General features: G+C 76.2%; 6 protein-coding genes and 1 pseudogene. 2 read left to right on the top strand and 5 right to left on the bottom strand.

Going from position 1 to position 6,769, the window contains the following annotated elements:
* The 5 genes and pseudogenes from IE247_RS32975 to IE247_RS32955 form a co-directional block, all read right to left on the bottom strand.
* Positions 1 to 567: pseudogene (locus IE247_RS32975) on the bottom strand (cytochrome P450); the annotation flags it as partial.
* A complete protein-coding gene (locus IE247_RS32970; protein WP_190127041.1) occupies positions 564 to 1,319 on the bottom strand; it encodes a glycosyltransferase family 2 protein in 756 nt (251 codons plus the stop codon). The gene IE247_RS32970 and the pseudogene IE247_RS32975, both read right to left, overlap by 4 nt.
* Positions 1,316 to 2,797 carry an AMP-binding protein gene (locus IE247_RS32965; protein WP_190127040.1) on the bottom strand — a complete coding sequence of 494 codons (1,482 nt, stop codon included), beginning with the start codon at positions 2,795 to 2,797 and terminating at the stop codon, positions 1,316 to 1,318. The genes IE247_RS32970 and IE247_RS32965 overlap by 4 nt, the downstream gene beginning before the upstream one ends.
* Positions 2,797 to 3,537 carry a glycosyltransferase family A protein gene (locus tag IE247_RS32960; RefSeq protein ID WP_229869513.1) on the bottom strand — a complete coding sequence of 247 codons (741 nt, stop codon included), beginning with the start codon at positions 3,535 to 3,537 and terminating at the stop codon, positions 2,797 to 2,799. Before IE247_RS32960 ends, IE247_RS32965 begins: the two co-directional genes overlap by 1 nt.
* The gene (locus IE247_RS32955; RefSeq protein WP_190127039.1) at positions 3,534 to 4,607 is read right to left on the bottom strand and encodes a 3-oxoacyl-ACP synthase III family protein; all 1,074 of its coding nucleotides are present in this window, start codon (positions 4,605 to 4,607) and stop codon (positions 3,534 to 3,536) included. The genes IE247_RS32960 and IE247_RS32955 overlap by 4 nt, the downstream gene beginning before the upstream one ends.
* A gap of 259 nt (positions 4,608 to 4,866) precedes the next feature.
* Between IE247_RS32955 and IE247_RS32950 the strand changes: the two genes are divergently transcribed.
* Together IE247_RS32950 and IE247_RS32945 are read left to right on the top strand one after the other, a co-directional pair.
* Positions 4,867 to 5,382: a hypothetical protein gene (locus IE247_RS32950; RefSeq protein WP_190127038.1), complete on the top strand. Its 516-nt coding sequence runs from the start codon at positions 4,867 to 4,869 to the stop codon at positions 5,380 to 5,382.
* Positions 5,352 to 6,767 carry a hypothetical protein gene (locus tag IE247_RS32945; RefSeq protein WP_190127037.1) on the top strand — a complete coding sequence of 472 codons (1,416 nt, stop codon included), beginning with the start codon at positions 5,352 to 5,354 and terminating at the stop codon, positions 6,765 to 6,767. Before IE247_RS32950 ends, IE247_RS32945 begins: the two co-directional genes overlap by 31 nt.
* The last annotated feature ends 2 nt before the right edge of the window (positions 6,768 to 6,769 follow it).

Genomic DNA, 6,769 nt, shown 5'->3' with positions numbered 1-6,769 from the left:
GGGGCGCCCCCCCCGCCCCGCCCCCGCCGGGGGGGGCCCGGGCAGAGCGGCGGGGCGGCCCGCCGCGGCCGCGGGGGCGCCGCCCGATGCGAGGGCGCACGCGCCCGCCTCCGTGCCCAGCAGGGCGCGGACGCTCGCCCCGGCCAGCTCCCGCGCCAGCGGGACGAGATCGACCTCGCCGCCCGCCCCGAGCGGGGCCAGCCGACGCACCAGCACCTCCCGCCACACCGGGCGCAGCCGTTCCACCCCGGCCGCGCCCAGGCCGTCCGCCAGCCCCCGGCGGGTGCCGCGGTGCTCCGCGCCCTCCTGGTCGAAGAGCAGCCCGCCACCCGAGAGTTCACGGGCCGCGCCGCCGGTGGTCCCGGCCGCCGTCCGGTCCAGCGGAATCCGGGTGAGGGCATGGCGGTACGCACCGGACCCGTTCACCAGGACCGCCCGGCCCAGCCGGACCACCGGCCGCCCGCGGACCGCCGCGAGCAGGGCGAAGAGCAGCGGATGGGAACGGGTGTAGACCCGCCGGTCACGGCGGCGCGCCGCGCGGAGGGACGGTCTCGGGTCACTGCTCATCGCACATGCGCCTGTCTCTCGTCGGCCGGTCGGTAACGTCGGTCCCAGCACCACAGCAGGGTCCGTCGGGCACCCCACGCGCGCAGCCGCCGCAGACTGGCGCCCACCACCATCCGCTCGGCGCGGACGATCCGCGCGCTGTGCTCCCGCGCCCGGTTGAGCAGGACGACATCCTCGGGCGGGCCCGCGAGCGGGATCCGGGGCGCGCCGCCGCACCGCAGATACAGCTCGGCGGTGAGGGCGATGTTGTGCCCGTGGCACAGGACGTACGGCGCCAGGTAGCGCGGGTCGCGGTGCGCGGCGCGGAAGCGCCCGTACAGCGCGGTCGTCCGTACCACGGCGGGCAGCAGCACCCGTTCGGCGAACGACGGGGACTCGTCGGGGCGCGGCACGCTGCGCCCGCAGGCCATCTCCGTACCGCGCGCGAACTCGGCCCTGGCGGCGGCGATCCAGTCGCGGGCGGGCAGACAGTCGGCGTCGGTGCGCGTCAGCAGGACCGCGCCGTGGCCGATGGCGTAACGGAATCCGGTGTCGGCGGCGGAGCCCGCGCCCGGCCGGGGCTCGTGGACGAGATGGACGGGGAAGGGGGCGGTGGCGGCGAAGCGGCGGACTGTTTCGGCGGTGGCGTCGGTGGAGGCGTTGTCGACGACGACCAGGGTGAAATCGGTGTCGCTCTGGGCGGCGAGGGCGGCCAGGGTGCCGCCGATGGAGGCCTCCTCGTTCAAGGCGGGCACCACTGTCCACAGGGTCATGTACCGGCCCTTCCCTTACTCATACGGGCGGCGGCGAGCCGGGCGGTGGCCGCGCGGTCGGGCTTGCGGGAGCGGCCGGAGAGCGGGATGTCCGCCAGGACCACGGCGTCCGGGCGGGCGGAGCCCATCCGGCCCAGCGGCTCTTCCAGTGCGGCGCGCAGCCGGGCGGGGTCGGTCCCGGGGGCGGGCTGGACGACGGCCGCCAGCCGCTCGTCGCCGTCGCCCGCCGGTACGCCGACCAGCAGGGCCAGCTCCACACCGGGCACATGGAGCGCGGGTTCGTACAGCCCCGGGTAGATGTTCTCCGCGCCCCGCAGCACCATGTCCTTGCACCGGCCCGCCAGCACGATGCGGCCGTCCTCGATCCTGGCCCGGTCGCCGGTGGCGACCCAGGGCCGGGGGAGCTGGCCGAGGTAGCGGTCCCGGGCGGCCGGCCCCGACAGCAGCAGTTCGCTCCCCGCGCCGACCTCGGCGCTCACCCCCGGCAGCGGTGCGCCGACCAGATCGCCGTCACCGCTGAACGCCGCCTTCTCCGCCGCCTCCACGGCCGCCGCCGGGAACAGCTCCGTCAGCGCGTACACCCCCCACGCCTCCTCGGCCCCGGCCGCCCTCACCCTCGTGAGCAGATCGGCGCTCGCCGGGGCGGAACCGGTCCACACCCGCCCGGTGAACCGCGCTCCCGCCGCGAGTGCGGCCCGTAGCTGAGGTGGTGTCAGATAGGTGGACCGGGGCCCCAGTCGGCGAAGCTGCCGGGCCAGTACCCGGGGGGAGCGGGCGGGCAGCGCCACCGGCGCGCCGCTCGCCAGGGACGGTACGAGTACGAAGAACGTCCCGCCGAGCACGGGTCCGCCGGGCTCGGGCCGCACCAGCTCGGCCACCGTCGCCATCCCGGCCGCGAGCGAGGAGCGGGTGTGCACCACCGCGCGGGGCCGGGCGGTGGTCCCGGAGGTGAAGACGATGACCGCGTCGCCGTCCCCGTCCACCGGGCGCGGCAGTACGGCCGTACCGCCGCCGGTGTCCAGCGCGGGCGCGCAACCGGGCAGCCGGCGGCCGACCGTGGCCACCGGACCCAGCTCCGCCAGCTCGGGCAGCGCGAGCCGGGCCCGGCGGGCCAGCGGCCGGGCCCAGCCCGCGACGGCCTGCGCGGAGGCGTCCGCGAGTACGAGATCGGGGCGGGCCAGCGCGAGCCGGGCGCGCAGCACATCGGGCCCCGCGCCGGGGTCGAGCACGGCGGCGCGCGCCCCCAGCCGGTGTACGGCGAGCAGCACCGCCAGCGCCCGGGGCCCGGGGCGCACCGCGACGCCCACCGTGCCGCCGCGCCCGACGCCCCGCGCGTGCAGGGCCCCGGTGTACCGGTCGGCGAGGTCGGCCAGCTCGCCGCGGCTCGCCCTGACCCGTACCGCCCCGGTACGGGTGGCGCCCAGAACGGCGGGTCCGCCGGGATCGGCCCGCAGGGCGCGGGCGAGGGCGTCGAGCATCAGCGCGGGTCCTGTCCATGACGGCCGGGACCCCGGTCGAGGTACCAGCGGGCGGTTCCGACGAGTCCGTAGGCGCGCAGCCGGCGGGTGGAGTTCTCCACGACCATGTCGCGCGCGTGGACGACGGCGGTGGTGTGACGGCGCACCCGGTTGAGGAACAGCCGGTCGGTGGGGGAGGGGCGGCGCGGCATTCCGCCGACCCGCTGGTACAGCTCGGCCGTGATGGCCATGTTGTTGCCCGCGTGCATCCGGTACGGGGCGAGATAGCCGTGCCGCAGCCGGTGCGCCGGACGTATCCGGCCGAAGAACGCGGCGACGCGCACCAGGAACCGGAACGCCGCCCGGCCTGCCGGGCCGTGTTCGTCGCGGCGCGCGTCGATCCGCCCGCACACCAGGCCCGCGCCCCGCTCCAGCGCGGCCCGTGCGGCGCCCGTCCAGCCGGGGCGCGGCAGACAGTCCGCGTCGGTGCGGGCGAGCAGCGTCGCCCCGCGCCCGATCGCGTACCGGAATCCGGTGTCCACCGCGCAGCCCACCCCCTTCTCCGGCTCGCTGAGGACATGCACGGGGAAGGGGGCGGTGGCGGCGAAGCGGCGGGCCGTCTCGGCGGTCGCGTCGGTGGACGCGTTGTCCACCACCACGAGCGTGAAGTCCTGGTCCGTCTGCGCGGCGAGTACGCCGAGGGTGTCGCCGATGCGCGCGGCCTCCTGGTGGGCGGGGACCACCACCCACAGCGCGCTCACGCCTGCTCCCAGACCATCGTCATGATGCTGACGCCGCCGCCCAGACCGACGAACAGCACCCGGTCGCCGGGGCGCAGCCCGCCGTGGATCCGGTCGAGCTGTATCCCGATGCTCGCGCTGGCGACATTGCCCAGCTCGGGGACGGTGACCACGAGGCGGTCCCCGGGTACGCCGGTGACCTCCGTGAACCGTTCCAGGTACGGCACCGTGACCTGATGCACCAGGATGTGCCGGAAGTCCGTCCACTCCGTTCCGGTCCGGTGCCGCACCCGGTCCAGCACCGAGGCGCCCACCTTCTCGAACACCTCGCGCAGCTCGCTCCCGTCCCCCCGGAAGTAGGTGTGCTCGTCCCCGCGCGGGCGGCGCGAACCACCGCCGGGTATGCCCCCGGCCCGCCAGTGCTCGGAGAACGTCTCGCCGTCCACGTCGAGGATCCCGCCGCGCTCCACCGGCTCCAGGACGACCGCCGCGCCCGCGTCGCCGAAGGTGTACCCGGCGAAGCCGGCGCGGAAGGCGGCCGGATCGGCGGGGTCGTGGCGTACGGCGCGGCTCGGGGTCTCCCCGGTGACGACCAGGGCGCGCCGGGCACGGCCGGCGAGGATCATCGCCCGCGCGGTGTCGATGCCGTTGACGAAGCTGTTGCAGGCGTTGGTCACATCCAGGGCGTGCGCCCGGGAGCCCAGCTCCGCCTGCACGATGTGCGCGGTCGCGGGCTCCACCATGTCGCGGCTCGCGGAGGCGAACACCAGCAGATCGATGTCCAGCGGGTCCAGCCCGGCCCGCTCCAGCGCGGTGCGGGCGGCGGCCACCGCCAGGGTCGAGGCGTACTCGCCCGGCCCCGCCGCGCGGCGGGTGACGATTCCGGTGACCCGCTCGAACAGCCCCTCCGGCAGCGGCAGTCCGCTGCTCCGGGACACGTGTCGGCGCAGCCGCTCCGACTCCACGACCCGCTCGGGCAGGAAGGCGCCCACTCCGGTGATGCCGACACGCGGGACACGCGGGACACGCGGAGCACGCGGGACGCACGGGACGCACGGGGAACCGCTGTCGAAGGCGCTCTGACTCTTCATGCCCGGAAGGCTATGAACCGGTGTGGACGGTGCGCATGGGTGTTCGTACTCATCCGATGTCTGGTGATGCCTGAGTGCCTGCTGTGGTCCGCCGACCGGGCCGTTCGCCGACCGGCCTGTTCGCCGACCGGGCCGTTCGCCGCCCTGGCGGCCTTCGCCGAGCGGCTCCAGGGGCGTTGTCAGTGGTCGCCGTTAAGTTCGTTCATGTCCCCGCCGCCATGGCGCGGACATCCCCTTGGGCTGCAGAGGAGATGGTGCGTTGTCTGACTGGGAGAGGTCCAGCACGGCACGGGTGACGGCACCCGCGCGGCCGCGCAAGCTCGCGAAGGTCCCCTTCGTGGAGCTCGCCGACGGACGGTTGCAGGGAGTGGTGTCCAGCGGCTCGGACATCGGGCGGGTCTATGTCTCGTCGGTCGCCGCGGGCAGCTACACCTTCGCGTGCAGCACCAACAACAACCGGCCCTGCGGCGGTGCGCGAGGAGCGTTCTGCAATCACATCCGGGCCCTGATCGGCGAAGCGGTCCTCCAGTACGGAGCCGAGCGCGTCGCCCGCTGTCTGAAGGCCGAGACCGAGGCCGCCGCCCCGGACGGCGAGCCGACCGCGCAGAGCATCACCGCCGTCATGAGCGCCGCCCGCCCGCCGCAGGGAGACACCGCGGCCGCCGCCCCCGTCTTCAGCAGATTCCTGCGCCACCTGGCGTATCTGGAGCTCGCGCCGAGCACCGAACCGCTGCCGGAGATGCAGTGGTTCCCCTCGGCGGGGGCGGCGGCCTGATGCGCGCCGACTCACTCACCGCGACCATCGACGGGCTCGATGAGACCCTGGCGGCCGTCGACGCCTTCGACCTGGCCCTTGAGGCGGGGCTGCTCCGCCCCCGGCCCGACCGGGCCGAGGGCCTGACCGGGCTCGCCCACGCCGTCGCGGGCACACCGCTGGCCGCCAGGGTCGCCGAGGCGGCCGGCAAGGCGGTCGCCGGAGCCGCGACGGAGGACCACTTCCTCGCGCTCGCCGCCGCCCGCGCCGCACTGCTCGGCTCCGCCCACGACGCGCTGACGGCCCGCGTCGAGGAGGCCACCGGCCGTCCCCGGGGCGAGGAGAGCGCCCCGGCACACGGCGAGCGGCAGGCGGCCAATCTGCACACCGCCGCCCGCTCCTGGCTCTGCGACCTGGCGCGCCGGGGCTGGCGGGGCATCGACCACGACGTGGTCGCGGGGGCGGCGCGGATCGTCTCCGCGATGCTCGCCGACCCGGCCCTGCGCCGCCCGGCGACACTCCTCGACGGCTTCGCCGCCGAACTCGCCGCGTCCTGCCCGGGCGCGAGCCTGGCCCGTGTCCCGGCCCGCCGCTGGGCCGATCTGTGGACGCGCGCCATGCTGCTGACACTGCCCGGAGCGTCCGGCACGCCCACCGCCGAGACGGCCACCGGCCGTCTGCTGCCCCTCGGCGTCGACCTCCAGGAACACGCGACCGCCGTACAGGCACAGGTCCACGCGGTGTTCGAACCCGCCGACGGCTCCGCGCCGCGCCTGGTGCGCGCCAGTGTGTCGGCCCCCAAGCCCGACACGGTCGTCGGAGCGGGCCTCTGGCAGCTGCTCCGCCCCCACATGTCGCTTCTGACGGCGCTGGGCGAGGGCCGCTCGATGGATCTCGCCGACATGCCCCTCGCCGGGGGCGACCTGATCTGGAGCGACGAGCACGCCCGCCCGGGCGAGCCCGCCGACCCCTTCGCCACGGCCCGCGTCGCCCTGGCCACCGCCGCCGACCCGGCGACCGCACCGCTGGACCGGCACCCGGCGCGCATCGCCGTCCCCGTGTTCCTGGAGGGCTACACCGTCCGGAAGGACGACGGCGCGCTGACGTTCACCGTCGCCGGACACCCGCTCGCGGTCGACGCCGACCGGGTCCCGGCCGCCGGACCGCTCACTCCCCAGGCGATCGCGGGATCCGCCGCGTGCATCGGGCTGCTCCGCTGGGACGCGGGCGCGTACCGCGTCCAGCCGCTGGCCGTCGAGACGATCGTACGGAAGAAGGCCGTCGCCGTCCACGCCGGAGCCTGGGCGGGCGGCACGGCCGACAAGGCGGGCGTCCGCGCCGAGAAAGCCGCCACCGACGCCCTGGCCGCGCTGCGGGAGCGGGCCGGGAGGCTGCTGCGAAAATGACG

The sequence above is a fragment of the Streptomyces inusitatus genome (assembly GCF_014651115.1).
Classification (GTDB): Bacteria; Actinomycetota; Actinomycetes; order Streptomycetales; family Streptomycetaceae; genus Streptomyces; species Streptomyces amakusaensis.
Note: the sequence above shows the minus strand (reverse complement) of the source record. Positions and strands in the feature narration are given on the sequence as shown.

Excerpts from the sequence above, each read along its gene's own strand:
- IE247_RS32970 (WP_190127041.1), bottom strand. The coding sequence starts at position 1,319 with ATGACCCTGTGGACAGTGGTGCCCGCCTTGAACGAGGAGGCCTCCATC.
- IE247_RS32965 (WP_190127040.1), bottom strand. The coding sequence starts at position 2,797 with ATGCTCGACGCCCTCGCCCGCGCCCTGCGGGCCGATCCCGGCGGACCC.
- IE247_RS32955 (WP_190127039.1), bottom strand. The coding sequence starts at position 4,607 with ATGAAGAGTCAGAGCGCCTTCGACAGCGGTTCCCCGTGCGTCCCGTGC.